This is a genomic window from Thermaerobacillus caldiproteolyticus (assembly GCF_013761245.1).
Taxonomy (GTDB): Bacteria; Bacillota; Bacilli; order Bacillales; family Anoxybacillaceae; genus Thermaerobacillus; species Thermaerobacillus caldiproteolyticus.
In genome coordinates this window covers 176,901-191,916 of record NZ_JACDUT010000002.1, presented here as the reverse complement: position 1 = coordinate 191,916, position 15,016 = coordinate 176,901, and the positions used below count along the sequence as shown (strand labels likewise).

General features: G+C 40.8%; 14 protein-coding genes. 12 read left to right on the top strand and 2 right to left on the bottom strand.

Annotation, left to right across the window (positions count from 1 at the left end):
• The first annotated feature begins 49 nt into the window (after positions 1–49).
• The 3 genes from HNR31_RS04430 (at position 50) to pyc (ending at position 5,192) form a co-directional block, all read left to right on the top strand.
• Positions 50–337, top strand: coding sequence for a YlaN family protein (locus HNR31_RS04430; RefSeq protein WP_181555243.1), 288 nt, complete (start codon positions 50–52; stop codon positions 335–337).
• 123 nt (positions 338–460) lie between these two features.
• Entirely contained in the window at positions 461–1,681 is a 1,221-nt protein-coding gene (locus HNR31_RS04425) for an FtsW/RodA/SpoVE family cell cycle protein (protein ID WP_181555058.1), read from the top strand.
• Positions 1,682–1,748: 67 nt separating this feature from the next.
• Positions 1,749–5,192: a pyruvate carboxylase gene (gene pyc, locus HNR31_RS04420; protein WP_181555057.1), complete on the top strand. Its 3,444-nt coding sequence runs from the start codon at positions 1,749–1,751 to the stop codon at positions 5,190–5,192.
• 188 nt (positions 5,193–5,380) lie between these two features.
• On the opposite strand, the gene HNR31_RS04415 is transcribed toward pyc, so the two are convergent.
• A complete protein-coding gene (locus tag HNR31_RS04415; protein WP_181555056.1) occupies positions 5,381–6,346 on the bottom strand; it encodes a COX15/CtaA family protein in 966 nt (321 codons plus the stop codon).
• Positions 6,347–6,767: 421 nt separating this feature from the next.
• On the opposite strand from HNR31_RS04415, the gene cyoE reads away from it, so the two are divergent.
• From cyoE to HNR31_RS04375, 8 genes are all read left to right on the top strand, one after another.
• Entirely contained in the window at positions 6,768–7,694 is a 927-nt protein-coding gene (gene cyoE / locus HNR31_RS04410) for a heme o synthase (protein WP_181555055.1), read from the top strand.
• An 80-nt stretch (positions 7,695–7,774) separates the two neighbouring features.
• Positions 7,775–8,842 (top strand): cytochrome c oxidase subunit II, encoded by a 1,068-nt coding sequence (gene coxB / locus HNR31_RS04405; protein WP_181555054.1) that lies wholly within the window; start codon positions 7,775–7,777, stop codon positions 8,840–8,842.
• A gap of 34 nt (positions 8,843–8,876) precedes the next feature.
• On the top strand, positions 8,877–10,745 hold the full coding sequence (gene ctaD, locus HNR31_RS04400) for a cytochrome c oxidase subunit I (RefSeq protein WP_181555053.1): 1,869 nt from the start codon (positions 8,877–8,879) through the stop codon (positions 10,743–10,745).
• Positions 10,745–11,365 (top strand): cytochrome c oxidase subunit III, encoded by a 621-nt coding sequence (gene ctaE, locus HNR31_RS04395; protein ID WP_181555052.1) that lies wholly within the window; start codon positions 10,745–10,747, stop codon positions 11,363–11,365. Before ctaD ends, ctaE begins: the two co-directional genes overlap by 1 nt.
• Before the next feature lie 4 nt (positions 11,366–11,369).
• Entirely contained in the window at positions 11,370–11,702 is a 333-nt protein-coding gene (gene ctaF / locus HNR31_RS04390) for a cytochrome c oxidase subunit IVB (RefSeq protein WP_181555051.1), read from the top strand.
• A gap of 134 nt (positions 11,703–11,836) precedes the next feature.
• On the top strand, positions 11,837–12,739 hold the full coding sequence (ctaG, locus tag HNR31_RS04385; RefSeq protein ID WP_181555050.1) for a cytochrome c oxidase assembly factor CtaG: 903 nt from the start codon (positions 11,837–11,839) through the stop codon (positions 12,737–12,739).
• A 113-nt stretch (positions 12,740–12,852) separates the two neighbouring features.
• The gene (locus HNR31_RS04380; protein WP_181555049.1) at positions 12,853–13,320 is read left to right on the top strand and encodes a DUF420 domain-containing protein; all 468 of its coding nucleotides are present in this window, start codon (positions 12,853–12,855) and stop codon (positions 13,318–13,320) included.
• A gap of 198 nt (positions 13,321–13,518) precedes the next feature.
• Positions 13,519–13,818: a hypothetical protein gene (locus tag HNR31_RS04375; RefSeq protein WP_181555048.1), complete on the top strand. Its 300-nt coding sequence runs from the start codon at positions 13,519–13,521 to the stop codon at positions 13,816–13,818.
• A 7-nt stretch (positions 13,819–13,825) separates the two neighbouring features.
• Here HNR31_RS04375 and HNR31_RS04370 read toward each other — a convergent pair whose 3' ends face one another.
• The gene (locus HNR31_RS04370; RefSeq protein ID WP_181555047.1) at positions 13,826–14,188 is read right to left on the bottom strand and encodes a YugN family protein; all 363 of its coding nucleotides are present in this window, start codon (positions 14,186–14,188) and stop codon (positions 13,826–13,828) included.
• A gap of 183 nt (positions 14,189–14,371) precedes the next feature.
• Between HNR31_RS04370 and safA the strand changes: the two genes are divergently transcribed.
• A complete protein-coding gene (gene safA / locus HNR31_RS04365) occupies positions 14,372–14,995 on the top strand; it encodes a SafA/ExsA family spore coat assembly protein (protein ID WP_181555046.1) in 624 nt (207 codons plus the stop codon).
• The last annotated feature ends 21 nt before the right edge of the window (positions 14,996–15,016 follow it).

Below are 15,016 nucleotides of genomic sequence, written 5' to 3'. Positions count from 1 at the left end.
TTTCACGTTAAGATTTATAGAAGGATTAGGGGAGAACGGAGGGATGGATGTGACAGATGATGCGATGAATTACCGTGAAAAAGCGTACGCGCTTCTAAAATCGGATGCGGATAAAATTGTCAAGCTTATTCAAGTACAGATGGATAACTTAACAATGCCCCAATGCCCTCTTTACGAAGAAGTGCTTGATACGCAAATGTTTGGGTTGTCCCGTGAAATCGATTTTGCGATTCGCTTAGGTCTTGTCGATGAAAAAGATGGGAAAGCGCTTCTTGATACATTAGAACGGGAGCTTTCGACGCTTCATGAAGCCTCTACGAAAAAACGCGTACGATAATGATAAACGTTAACTCAAACGGTTGAAATGGTGACAATCGTTTGAGTTTTTGTGTTTTTGGAAGGAAAAGCGAACTTTATTACGAATTAATTATAGTACAATAGTGGGTAAGGAAGAGGGAAGATGGATAAGCAGTTAATGAAAAAAATTATAAAATCTTACGACTACCCTTTAATTATTGCAATTTTTATGCTTTCAGCGTTCGGTCTGATTATGGTGTATAGTTCCAGCATGGTGTCAGCCGTTATTCGCTTTGGAGTATCAAGCGATTATTTTTATCAAAGACAAAAAATATGGTTGATTATTGCGATGATCGGGTTTTTCTTTGCGCTCATTGTACCGTATAAAATATGGGCGAACAAAAAAATTGTGCAATTTATTTTTTTTCTAATGCCTGTCATTTTGATTGCTGTCGCGTTCGTCGGTCATACGGCGAACAATGCGACGAGCTGGTTTCAGTTAGGTTTTTTTAACCTGCAACCGGCTGAGCTGGCAAAATTGGGCTTAATCATTTATTTGGCTGCTGTATTTGCCAATAAGCAGAAAAGGCTATCACAACCAGCCCGGGCGAAAGTATTTCCGATTTATTATACGTTATTTATTTGTTTTCTTATTGCGATTCAGCCGGATTTCGGGACAGCGACGATTGTTTTATTAATTGCTGCCTGCCTAATCCTCTCGTCAGGATTGAGCTTCCGTTTGTTATGGAAACAATTGTTGTTTTTTATGATGATTATGGCTGTCGTTTTTCCGCTTCTCTTCCCGTTCATCGGAGATGAAATTTTTTCAAAAGAGCGCATGTCGCGTATTTATAGCTTTCTAGATCCGTTTAAATACGCTGATGATGAAGGGTTTCAGCTAGTCAATTCTTATATAGCCATCGGTTTAGGCGGAATCAAGGGGCTCGGATTGGGGAAAAGTATTCAAAAGTACGGATATTTACCTGAGTCGCATACGGACTTTATTATGTCGATTATTGCCGAAGAATTAGGGCTGTTTGGAGTAACATTTGTGTTAGGATTACTAGCATTTATCGTGCTACGCGGATTATGGATTGCGAGAAAGTGCAACGATGCATTTGGCAGTTTGATTGCGGTTGGTGTTTCCGCGATGATCGGGATTCAGACATTCATTAATGTCGGCGGGGTGACAGGACTGATTCCGATTACTGGCGTTCCGCTGCCGCTTGTGAGTTATGGTGGCTCTTCTCTCGTTCTTTTTATGATTTCGCTCGGTGTATTAGTGAACGTATCGATGTTTACGAAGTATGAAGCGAAGTATAAAGAAAACGCAAAACCTATGAATCCAACAAAAAAATTGCAAAAAAGAGGTCTGACTTTTTAGAAAACGTATTTACAAATTGAAAAAACCGTTATAGTTTTATTAGAAAGAAGGGAGAGGAGCAAGTGTCATGAAAATTCGTCGAATCAACAAAGTACTTGTCGCAAACCGCGGTGAAATTGCCATTCGTGTATTTCGTGCGTGTAATGAGCTCGGCATTCGAACAGTTGCCATTTATTCAAGAGAAGATGCCGGCTCTTACCATCGCTATAAAGCCGATGAAGCGTATTTAGTTGGCGAAGGAAAAAAGCCAATCGAAGCATATTTAGATATCGAGGGAATTATTGAAATTGCAAAAGCCCATGACGTCGATGCGATTCACCCGGGCTACGGATTTCTTTCAGAAAATATTCAATTTGCGAAACGTTGTGCAGAAGAAGGAATTATTTTTATTGGACCAAACGAAGAACATTTAGATATGTTCGGCGATAAGGTAAAAGCGCGCCATCAAGCGGAATTAGCGGGAATCCCTGTCATTCCAGGCAGCGATGGGCCGGTGCCTAGTTTAGAAGAAGTGATTCGTTTTGGAGAAGCATACGGCTATCCGATTATCATCAAAGCTGCTTTAGGTGGCGGGGGACGCGGAATGCGGATTGTTCGCTCCAAGGCGGAAGTAAAAGAAGCGTATGAGCGTGCAAAATCGGAAGCAAAAGCCGCTTTCGGTAGCGATGAAGTTTACGTCGAAAAGCTCATTGAAAAACCGAAACATATTGAAGTGCAAATTCTTGGGGACTATGAGGGAAATATCGTCCACTTATATGAACGTGATTGTTCCGTGCAGCGTCGCCATCAAAAAGTGGTAGAGGTCGCACCGAGCGTTTCACTATCAGAAAAGCTGCGCCATGACATTTGTGAAGCAGCAGTCAAATTGATGAAAAACGTCGGTTACGTGAACGCAGGAACGGTAGAGTTTCTTGTGTCTGGCGACCAGTTTTATTTTATCGAAGTGAATCCTCGCATTCAAGTCGAGCACACGATTACAGAGATGATTACAGGAATTGACATCGTCCAGTCGCAAATTCTCATTGCCGAAGGACATTCGCTTCATAGCCAGAAAGTCGGCATTCCAAAACAGGAGGATATTCGCATTAACGGCTATGCAATTCAGTCGCGTGTCACTACAGAAGATCCGTTAAATAACTTTATGCCTGATACCGGCAAAATTATGGCATACCGTTCTGGCGGCGGATTCGGTGTCCGACTGGATGCCGGAAATGGCTTCCAAGGAGCAGTCATTACACCATATTACGACTCATTGCTTGTAAAATTATCTACGTGGGCATTGACATTTGAACAAGCGGCAAGAAAAATGCTCCGTAACTTGCGTGAATTCCGTATTCGTGGCATTAAAACAAATATCCCGTTTTTAGAAAACGTCGTTCAACATCCGAAGTTTTTATCAGGAGAGTATGACACATCATTTATTGATTCGTCACCGGAATTATTTGTTTTCCCAAGACGGAAAGACCGTGGTACGAAAATGCTTACGTATATCGGCAATGTAACGGTTAATGGATTTCCGGGAATCGGCAAGAAAAAGAAACCGGTCTTTGAAAAGCCGCGTATTCCAAAAGTGGACCATTCTAAGCCGATACCAAACGGAACAAAACAAATTCTCGAGGAAAAAGGCGCTGAAGGGCTTGTCGCTTGGATTAAAGAGCAAAATCGAGTGCTTTTAACAGATACGACATTCCGCGATGCGCATCAGTCGCTGTTGGCAACGCGAGTGCGGACGACCGATTTAGTTCATATTGCAGAACCGACAGCAAGATTATTGCCAAACTTGTTTTCGCTTGAGATGTGGGGTGGGGCAACGTTCGATGTTGCTTATCGTTTCTTAAAAGAGGACCCATGGGACCGCTTATTGAAGTTGCGTGAACGAATTCCAAATGTATTATTCCAAATGCTGCTGCGTTCGGCCAATGCAGTTGGTTATAAAAACTATCCAGACAATGTCATTCGCGAGTTTGTCGAAAAGTCTGCCCATGCCGGCATTGATGTCTTCCGCATTTTTGATAGTTTAAACTGGGTTAAAGGAATGACGGTTGCGATTGATGCGGTTCGACAAACCGGAAAAATTGCGGAAGCAGCTATTTGTTATACCGGGGATATTTTAGACTCGGCGCGTCCAAAGTATAATCTCGATTACTATAAATCGTTGGCAAAAGAATTAGAGAAAGCCGGTGCACACATTTTGGCGATTAAGGATATGGCAGGCTTGTTAAAGCCGCAAGCGGCCTATGTGCTTATTTCTGCGCTAAAAGAAACGGTGGACATTCCGATTCATCTTCATACGCATGACACGAGCGGAAACGGCATTTATATGTACGCTAAAGCGATTGAAGCGGGAGTCGATATTGTTGATGTGGCCGTTAGTTCCATGGCAGGGTTAACATCGCAACCAAGTGCCAATACGTTGTATTACGCGTTAGAAGGAACAGAACGCGCACCACATATCGACATTAATGGACTAGAACAACTTTCTCGTTATTGGGAAGATGTTCGCAAGTTTTATCAAGAGTTTGAAAGCGGCATGAATGCTCCGCATACGGAAGTATACATGCATGAAATGCCAGGCGGACAATATAGCAATCTTCAGCAACAAGCGAAAGCTGTCGGACTCGGAGACCGTTGGGATGAAGTAAAAGAAATGTATCGCCGCGTTAACGATATGTTTGGCGATATTGTCAAAGTGACACCGTCTTCTAAGGTCGTTGGGGATATGGCGCTTTATATGGTGCAAAACAATTTGACGGAAAAAGATATTTATGAGCGCGGGGAAACGCTTGATTTTCCGGATTCCGTCGTCGAAATGTTCGAAGGGTATTTAGGACAACCGCACGGCGGCTTCCCGAAAGAGTTGCAGCGCATCATTTTAAAAGGGCGTGAACCGATTACGGTCAGACCGGGAGAATTGTTAGAGCCAGTTGATTTTAACAAAATTAAAGAAGAATTGTTCCATACGTTAGATCGGGAAGTAACGGATTTTGATGCGATCGCCTATGCCCTTTATCCGAAAGTATTTCTTGAATATACACAAACGGTCGAAAAATTCGGTGATATCTCCGTTCTTGATACGCCGACGTTCCTGTATGGCATGCGGCTCGGAGAAGAAATTGAAGTCGAAATTGAAAAAGGAAAAACGCTAATTGTCAAATTAGTCGCCATCGGTCAGCCGCAAGCGGATGGCACGCGTGTCGTCTATTTTGAATTGAACGGACAACCGCGTGAAGTCATCATTCGCGATGAAAGCATTAAGTCAGCCGTTGCCGAGCGGGTAAAAGCAGATCGAACGAATCCAAATCATATTGCAGCAACTATGCCGGGAACGGTCGTGAAAGTGTTAGTGGAAAAAGGTGAAAAAGTAAACAAGGGCGATCATTTGATGATTACAGAAGCGATGAAAATGGAAACGACGGTGCAAGCACCGTTTTCTGGAATTATTAAAGATATTTATGTGAAAAATGGAGATGCGATTCAAACAGGTGATTTGCTGATTGAGCTGACAAAATAAAAAAAGAGAAAGCGGTTCAGTTTTTCCTAATACTGCCACGTCCTGCGAGTAAGCGGTGAATGTTGCTATCCTAGCTTCCTTGAAGATAAATGTTCTTCATCCGCAGGGGTGTTTGACGCCGAGAGGGAGGTCATTTGGCAGCGGAGAGCTGGATAAGAAAAAAGCGCTGGAAACATCCAGCGCTTTTTTTATTTTACAATCATTGACGAAATGGTTTGTACCTCTTGTTCTTGCTTCAATGACAGTTGTTGTTGCTGATTGCGCTTGCTGCGTACAGCTAGCAGCATTAAATAACTGAGTACGCCAAATAAACAAGAGATAAAGAGGGCATGCGCTAAGGCAACGTATAAATTCAATTCTGTAAACACGATGAGTGCGCCGGTTCCCATTTGCAACAATACAAGAATGAATGCAGCGATCCATCCCCAATAAATCACGCGTTGATGCTTATGATACTTCACGGCGCGAACAGTCGCAATGAAAATCCAAATGATAATCAAACCAGCAGCTAGACGATGCCCCATTTGAATCCATTCGTGAAGTTGAACAGGAATGATGCGCGTATTCGAGCAAAGTGGCCAACTAGGACACGCTAAGCTCGCATGTTTATGACGCACAAGCGCGCCTGTATAGACGACGATATAACAATAAGCGATAATTCCGTAAATATGAAATTTCATTTTTGAATCGATGACTAACGATTCGGCATCAAATTTTTTATCGACTTCAAAAATTAACAATGTCAATAAGAACACAGAGGCGAACGAAATAAGCGAAATTCCAAAATGTAAGGCAAGAACAAAACCAGACTGTCCCCATACGACAGCTGCTGCGCCAATTAAACCTTGAAGGACGAGAAAAACAAACGAAACGATCGCTAAAAACTTTGTTTCGCGAATATGCCCAATCGCGCGCCATACCCAAACCGATAATACGAGCACCATCACTCCGGCTAGACCGGACACGACGCGATGGCTAAGCTCGATGACTAATTCGGGAGTAATTGTGGAGGGAATAAGCTCGCCGTTGCAAAGCGGCCAAGAACGACCACACCCCATGCCAGATCCAGTTTTTGTTACTAAAGCCCCTCCAATCAGCACAAATAACATCGCCAATGTCGTTAATAAGGAAAACCATTTTAATGAACGCTGCAAAATCTTCACCTTCTTGTATAGAAAAATCGAAATGATGTCAATAATCTAGTAAGGTATAGGTTTAGCTATGCCAAACACATTAGCATAAATCAACACCATTTTACAATATATCTTGCTGGAAAAACAAATCTCCGCTTAATTATATTGAAAAATCTTGAATATTGCCGATAAGTTTGCTAGAAATATTAATGAAATATATAATTAAAGCGCTTTCGTTTTTTATTATTTATAACGTGCCATTTCCACTGCTACGAAAATTTGACACAAATTATTCAAAAAAAATTCACAATTCGTCAAGAAAATGTGATTTAATATATAGAGACAACACGTTTCATTTAAAAATGTGTTACAATACGGTAAGATATATAGTTTTTGGTAAGTCGGCGCAATGGTTTTACGCTGCAGTAAGGAGGAATGAATCATGGCTAATCCGAGAGCAATCGATGAAGCGACTGTTCAAGCGAATGAACGTCCTCACGAGCATATAAATGTGTGGAAAGAAATTTTATCTGTTGTGAAAATTGGAATTGTCAATTCTAATTTAATTACTACGTTTACAGGTTTATGGCTAGCTTTTTATTTTATGGGAGAAGGTTTTCTAGAAAACCTTCAGATCGTGTTTTTCACCCTTTTTGGGTCTGCGCTGATCATTGCTGGTTCTTGTAGCTTAAATAACTTTATCGACCGCGATATTGACCATTTAATGGAGCGGACGAAAACAAGACCGACTGTTACAGGAACGATGGATCCAAAGCGTGTCCTATGGCTAGGCATTCTTCTTACGGTCGTGGGAACGCTTAGCTTGTTAATGACAACGGTAACAGCAGCTATCGTTGGATTGATTGGCGTTATCACATACGTATTTTTATATACGATGTGGTCTAAGCGGAATTACACGTTAAATACAGTGATTGGGAGCGTTTCTGGTGCGGTACCTCCTGTGATTGGTTGGACAGCAGTTGACCCGCACTTCCATGTGGTTCCGCTCGTTTTATTCTTGCTAATGTTTTTATGGCAGCCACCTCATTTCTTAGCTTTGGCGATGAAGCGTTGCGAGGAGTATCGCGCTGCAGGAATTCCAATGTTGCCAGTCGTTCATGGTTTTGCGATGACAAAGCGGCAAATTGTCGTTTGGGTTGCTTGCTTATTGCCACTTCCATTTTATTTGTTTTCTCTAGGCGTCCCATTTTTAATCATTGCTACGTTATTAAATGTGGGTTGGCTTGTTTTAGGACTTTACGGATTTAAAATGAAAGATGACATTAAATGGGCAAAATGGATGTTTATCTATTCGTTAAATTATTTAACAATTTTATTTGTTACGATGGTCATTGTCACGATTGACTAAAGCTTGTTTATAATTCTTTCTAATACTTCAGAGAAAGAATTTATATATTTTATTTAAAGAAAGAGGGGTTTGATTAGGCTATGAAAAAATGGCTACTCAATTGGCGCTTATTTTCTCTTTTTAGTGTAATGGCGCTTCTATTAGCTGGCTGTGGCAAGCCGTTTTTATCGACGCTTCAGCCAGCCGGTGAAGTAGCACATATGCAGTATTCACTTATGCTGCTCAGTACGGCCATTATGGTTCTTGTAATTATTGTTGTCACGATTATCTTTGTATACGTTGTCATTCGCTTCCGGCAACGTAAAGGTGAAGAAAAGAAAATTCCAAAGCAAGTGGAAGGAAGCCATAAGCTTGAAATTATTTGGACTGTCATTCCGATTTTACTTTTAATTATTTTGGCAGTTCCGACGGTTTCTGCAACATTTAAGCTTGCTGATGTGAAGCCAATGAATAAGGAGAAGCGCGACAAAAATACCGTTGTGGTCAATGTTCGTGCGAATCTTTATTGGTGGGAATTCGAATACCCTGACTACGGCATTATTACAAGCCAAGATTTAGTTGTTCCGACAAACCAGCGAGTGTATTTTAACTTAAAATCATCTGACGTAAAACACTCGTTCTGGATTCCAGCCGTCGGCGGAAAAATGGATACAAACACAGAGAATAAAAACCAATTTTGGTTAGAATTTGACCAAAAGGCGGCAGACAAAGCGGGCGGTATTTTCTACGGAAAATGTGCGGAGCTTTGCGGTCCGTCGCACGCGTTAATGGACTTTAAAGTAAAAGCGTTGCCTAGAAAAGAATTTGATCAATGGGTAGAAAAAATGAAACACGCTAAGCCTGTTGTAACTGATCCAGTTGCTAAACAAGGTGAAGAAATCTTCAATAAAAGCTGTATTGGGTGTCATGCCGTTACTCCGGTTGACAAGCGCCCAGAACAAGCTCGTACGGCGCCAAACTTAGCAAACTTTGGCGATCGCGAACGCATTGCTGGTATTTTAGATCATACTGAAGCCAACTTAAAAAAATGGTTGAAAGATCCTAATAGTGTGAAACCAGGGAATAAAATGGCGGGTACATATGGAAACTTGACTGATGAGCAAATTAATGCTCTGACGAAATATTTAATGAGTCTAAAAGTCGAGTAATGAAGGGGATTTATATAAAAAGGGAGGTTAAATCGTGAGTACGTTAGCTCGTAAAAAGGGTGTCGGTGCCGTAATATGGGACTACCTTACAACGGTTGACCATAAAAAAATCGCCATCCTTTACTTAATTGCTGGTGGTATTTTCTTCCTAGCGGGTGGCGTTGAAGCGCTGCTTATTCGTATCCAGCTTGCTGTTCCTAATAATGATTTCGTAGTCGGCGGACTGTATAACCAAATTTTGACGATGCACGGTACGACAATGATTTTCTTGGCAGCCATGCCGCTCGTGTTTGCGATGATGAACGCCGTTGTACCGATTCAAATTGGTGCACGCGACGTTGCGTTTCCATTTTTAAATGCATTAGGCTTCTGGTTGTTTTTCTTTGGAGGTGTATTCCTCAACTGTTCTTGGTTTTTAGGTGGTGCTCCTGATGCGGGGTGGACATCTTATGCTTCTTTATCATTAGAATCACCGGGACACGGAATTGACTTTTACGTATTAGGTTTACAGATTTCAGGGTTCGGTACATTAATTGGTGGTATTAACTTCCTTGTAACAATCGTGACTATGCGTGCTCCAGGTATGACATACATGCGTATGCCGCTGTTTACTTGGACAACATTCGTTGCTTCTGCGTTAATCTTATTTGCGTTCCCGCCATTGACGGTTGGTTTAATTTTAATGATGATGGATCGATTATTTGGCGGAAACTTCTTTGACCCGGCTGCGGGCGGAAATACGATTATTTGGGAGCACTTATTCTGGATTTTCGGTCATCCGGAAGTATATATTTTAGTATTACCAGCATTCGGTATTTTCTCGGAAATTTTTGCGACTTTCTCTAAAAAGCGTTTATTCGGATATTCTTCAATGGTATTTGCAACTGTATTAATCGGCTTTTTAGGATTCATGGTGTGGGCTCACCATATGTTCACAGCTGGTTTAGGACCAGTAGCAAACGCAATTTTTGCAGTTGCTACAATGGCGATTGCAGTTCCTACTGGTATTAAAATCTTTAACTGGCTATTTACAATGTGGGGCGGAAACATCCGCTTTACAACACCGATGTTATATGCGGTTGCGTTTATCCCTTCTTTCGTTATGGGGGGAGTAACGGGGGTTATGAACGCGGCAGCAGCAGCAGACTATCAATATCACGACAGCTATTTCGTCGTTGCACACTTCCACTACGTAATCGTTGGTGGGGTCGTATTTGGACTCTTGGCAGGCGCTCATTACTGGTGGCCAAAAATGTTTGGTAAAATGTTAAGCGAGAAGCTTGGTAAAGTAACATTCTGGTTATTCTTTATCGGATTCCATTTAACATTCTTTATCCAACATTTCCTTGGATTAATGGGAATGCCACGCCGCGTATTTACGTATTTACCTGGCCAAGGATGGGAAACGGGCAACTTAATTAGTACGATCGGTGCGTTCTTCATGGCAACAGCAACGGTTGTTCTTTTAATAAACATTGTTGTTACAACAGTAAAAGGAAAGAAAGCGGATGCAGATGCATGGGGAGATGGACGTACGCTTGAGTGGGCAGTCGCTTCTCCGCCGCCAGAATATAACTTTGCACAAACTCCTCTTGTGCGTGGTTTAGATGCTTACTGGATAGAGAAGATGGAAGGTAGAAAAGGCTTAACACCAGCAGAACCGCTTGGTGATATTCATATGCCTAACCCTTCAATTTTACCGTTTATCATTTCGCTTGGTTTATTTATTGCAGCGTTTGGCTTCATGTATCATAAGCAGCATTCTTGGAGTTTGTTCGTAGGAATCGCTGGTTTATTGATTACGCTTGGCTCCATGTTCTTACGTTCAGTCATCGATGACCATGGCTTCCATATTCATAAAGAAGAGATTCTTGAAGCTGAAAACAAGGGGGTTAAGGCATAATGCACGTTGAAGAAAAATTAACGGCTGAAACATTCCCTGCATCGCCTGAAAAAGCAACCCTCGAAGGGAAAAATAAGTTTATCGGATTTTGGACTTTCTTGGGTGGCGAAACAGTAATGTTCGCCTCCCTCTTCGCCACTTTCTTAGCGTTGCGGGATAAAACGGCTAACGGTCCGACTGCAGAGGAATTATTCAAAATGCCGCTCGTATTTGTTGCAACAATGCTGTTATTAACAAGTAGTTTAACGAGCGTTTACGCGATGTATCACATGAAAAACTTTGACTTTAAGAAAATGCAACTATGGCTTGGCGTTACGGTACTGTTGGGTGCAGGCTTCTTAGGGTTAGAGATTTTCGAGTTCAATGAGTATGTGCATGAAGGATTTAAATTTTCAACAAGTGCCTTTTCTTCTTCTTTCTATACGCTAGTTGGTACGCACGGAGCTCACGTAACTTTTGGTTTATTATGGATATTGACGCTTATGATTCGCAACGCAAAGCGTGGTTTAAATCTGTACAACGCACCGAAGTTTTATGTAGCAAGCCTTTATTGGCACTTCATTGACGTTGTATGGGTGTTCATTTTCACGGTTGTATACTTAATGGGAATGGTGGGGTGATTGTATGGAACAGCATACAAATTCAGGAAACCCAAATGTGGACTTAGCGTATCGCCGCAAGAAAAATGCGGAAGATATGAAACACCAAGTGATTTCATTTGTGTTGATGATTTTCTTAACTCTTATTGCATTTTTTGCGGTTGGCTATGACAAATTTTCACCTTGGTTTTCAGTTCCATTTATTCTTCTTCTTGCAGCTGTGCAAGTTGCGTTTCAATTGTATTATTTTATGCATATGAGCCATAAAGGTCATGAAGTTCCGTCAGTGTTTCTTTATGCCGGTGTGTTTGTGGCATTTTTGACGATTTGGGCGTTTATGACGATTGTTTGGTGGTAATAAATAATGGAGGAAATCAGTTTTTGCTGATTTCCTTTTTTATTGTGCAAGCAGGTTGATTGATAGCGCTTAACAATAGACAAACGATATGAGTGTAGTATAATGAAAGGGAAAGAATTGAGGTGAAAATATCCATGATATCATTAAGCATGTTTGGTTTTGTTGCGCTATGGAGCCCCTTTTTCCTTATATCGCTATTGCTGATTACATGGCTGTATTTTATGATAGTGGGGCCTTGGCGCACTCGTTTTACAAACGAAGGACCACCAACGAACAAGCAGAAAGCATACTTTGTCGTGGGCATTGTGCTGCTTTATATTTGCAAAGGCTCGCCGCTTGATTTGCTGGGGCACTTGATGTTTAGTGCCCATATGACACAAATGGCGGTATTAAACTTAATTATTCCCCAGTTACTCATTTTAGGAATTCCAAATTGGATGTTTGAGCGTATGTTTCGTATAAAAGCGGTAAAGAGAACGGTCGCATTTTTTACAAAGCCGCTTATCTCACTTATTTTATTTAATGCGCTTTTCTCTTTTTATCACGTTCCGTTCATTTTCGATATTGTTAAAACAAATATATTTTTACACGCTGCAGTTACAACAGTCATTTTCTTTGCGGCACTCATGATGTGGTGGCCTTTAGTTAATAAATTATCTGATTGGCAGACGCTTACGGGAATTAAAAAGGTCGTATATATTTTTGCAAACGGTATCTTGATCACACCCGCATGCGCATTAATTATTTTCGCCGATAAGCCGCTATATGCGACTTACTACGATCCGCAAACATGGCTGAACGCGCTTCATCTTTGCGTTCCGGCCGGAACATTAGCTTCTCTTGAATTAACGGGACCGCAGATGTTCCTTTCAATGCCGCTTATTCATGATCAGCAGCTCGGCGGAGTACTTATGAAAATTATTCAAGAAATTGTGTATGGGACGATGCTCTTTTTCATTTTTATGGAATGGTATCAAAAAGAGCGCGAGAAGGAACAATTGGAAACTGCTGTATCGTCTCATCTTTCTGAATCATAAGCATCATTTGTCTTTCACCTATCGGATGTACAAGATTTTTTATTGAAAAAACATGGAATGTTTACTAAAATAAGATACGTTAATAGTATGACAAGATAAAGTGAGGAAAAGGTATGGAGCATTCATTACCGATTTTGCCGACGATTAGTACGAGCTGTATTGTTATTAGTGCAGCGTTGGTGGGGTACGGATGGTATTTAATACGCCAACGAAAAATCGAAGCACATAAAAAAGTGATGTTATGGGCAGCGTTGTTTGCGCTATTGTTTTTTATCATTTATGTATCAAGAACCGTATTTATTGGGAATACCAGCTTCGGTGGTCCCGAAAGCGTCAAAATTTACTACACCATTTTCTTAATATTTCATATTTGTTTAGCGACGGCTGGAGCTGTTTTTGGCCTTGTTACGATTTTATCAGGATTAAAAAGTAATCTCATTAGACATAAACGGTTAGGTCCGATTACGAGTGTGATTTGGTTTTTTACAGCGATTACTGGCGTAGTTGTATATTTGCTTCTTTATGTGTTTTATCACGGTGGCGAAACAACTTCCATGATTAAAGCGATCTTAGGATTTTAGTAACCCGACGAAATGTGTCGGGTTTTTTCCTTATAAATAGTATAAATGTAGACTGAAACGCTAGGCAGAGAATATTGATCCACTGCACCTAGCAGAACGCTTGCCCTTTTCTTATTTTCTAGAGTAAACAAAGAATAGCAAAGTGCATATAAATATAAAAATGTTGTTCGACCATCTGTACGGTATGGAGGGGGAGGAATGAAGGGAACAGTTCGATTTCGGCGACCGAGTGTGGCCCACTCCACATTATTGACAATTATTATGATGTGTTTAAATGAAAAAAGCGAGATTGCTGTGGAAGAAACGACGGTGGAGATTTTTTTTCATACCCATTCTTGCTGCACGGTGAGGATTGCATTAGCAATAAGGTACGGTGCTTCCATTATTCCGCTATGTACAGAGCTGCAAAAGCAGATTATGGACGAAATTGCAGCAATGACTCCTTTTACCGTAGAACATGTGCATCTTATAGTCAAACGACTTATAACAAACGCATGAGATTTTCTCATGCGTTTTGAATTTTTGTTAGCCCCTCTTTTACTTGAGCTAAAATATTTTGGCATTGATTAACTAATGAAGAAGGGAAGTTTTCGTCTTCGCCATACTCTACGCCGTGTGGATAGTAATATTTCCCAAGGATTGGGGTAAGTAACTTAATAAGCGCATAGCGGGAATCGACATCACCCTCAATAGCGTAGCCTTGAACGCGAAGATAATAAACGTCATTTTTAATTTCAAATTTTCGATCGTATGTAACTCGTTCGTAATCCCATTGGCCCGCTCTTACAAATCCTAATTCTTCCATTAAATCGTCTAAACGAGATAATTCCGCTGTCTGATTTTCGATTCCAGTATTTTCAAATCTCATCTTATATTCCTCCTATCAAACAAACAATGTCCTGAAAAATGGAAAAACGAAACACCTCTTCATTTATAATAGTATGAAAGCGTTCAACTTTCAATCAATACTTCATTATTGGTGATAATAAAAAAATTTATATGCGCTCATTATTTTGGTGAAACTAAAGGGAGAAAGGAGGAAGAGTAAAAAATGAAAAAGTATTTGCTGGCATGTTTGTTTAGTGCGATGTTATTGAGTGTAAGTATTCCACAAAATGCTTATGGTCAAGGGACAACTACATATATTGTCCGACCGGGGGATACTTTATGGAAAATTTCTGTTCGTTATCAAGTTGGGTTATCGGAAATTATTGAAGCCAATCCGCAATTTCCTAACCCAAATTTAATTTATCCTGGACAAAAAGTATATGTTCCGATTTTAAACGATGTCAAACAAATTGAAAACGAAGTTGTGCGTTTAACGAACCAAGAGCGGGCTAAATACGGACTGCCGCCACTACAAATCGACTGGCAATTAGCTCGGGTCGCTCGCTATAAATCAGCGGATATGCGCGATAAAAATTATTTTCAGCACGATTCACCGACGTATGGTTCACCATTTACGATGATGAAAAACTTTGGAATTAGTTATCGTACAGCAGGAGAGAATATTGCAGCTGGTCAACGTACACCACAAGAAGTAGTCAATGCTTGGATGAATAGTCCGGGACATCGTGCGAACATTTTGAAAAAAGACTTTACACATATCGGCGTCGGCTATGCCAAAGGCGGTTCTTACGGACATTATTGGACGCAAATGTTCATTGGCAAATAGGTGATGAAAAGGAGAGGAAAA

Bases quoted from the DNA above. Each gene is read 5' to 3' on its own strand.
- ctaE (WP_181555052.1), top strand. From the start codon at position 10,745: ATGCACGTTGAAGAAAAATTAACGGCTGAAACATTCCCTGCATCGCCT.
- HNR31_RS04380 (WP_181555049.1), top strand. From the start codon at position 12,853: ATGGAGCATTCATTACCGATTTTGCCGACGATTAGTACGAGCTGTATT.
- cyoE (WP_181555055.1), top strand. From the start codon at position 6,768: ATGGCTAATCCGAGAGCAATCGATGAAGCGACTGTTCAAGCGAATGAA.
- ctaG (WP_181555050.1), top strand. From the start codon at position 11,837: ATGATATCATTAAGCATGTTTGGTTTTGTTGCGCTATGGAGCCCCTTT.
- coxB (WP_181555054.1), top strand. From the start codon at position 7,775: ATGAAAAAATGGCTACTCAATTGGCGCTTATTTTCTCTTTTTAGTGTA.
- ctaF (WP_181555051.1), top strand. From the start codon at position 11,370: ATGGAACAGCATACAAATTCAGGAAACCCAAATGTGGACTTAGCGTAT.
- HNR31_RS04370 (WP_181555047.1), bottom strand. From the start codon at position 14,188: ATGAGATTTGAAAATACTGGAATCGAAAATCAGACAGCGGAATTATCT.
- HNR31_RS04425 (WP_181555058.1), top strand. From the start codon at position 461: ATGGATAAGCAGTTAATGAAAAAAATTATAAAATCTTACGACTACCCT.
- HNR31_RS04375 (WP_181555048.1), top strand. From the start codon at position 13,519: ATGAAGGGAACAGTTCGATTTCGGCGACCGAGTGTGGCCCACTCCACA.
- pyc (WP_181555057.1), top strand. From the start codon at position 1,749: ATGAAAATTCGTCGAATCAACAAAGTACTTGTCGCAAACCGCGGTGAA.
- safA (WP_181555046.1), top strand. From the start codon at position 14,372: ATGAAAAAGTATTTGCTGGCATGTTTGTTTAGTGCGATGTTATTGAGT.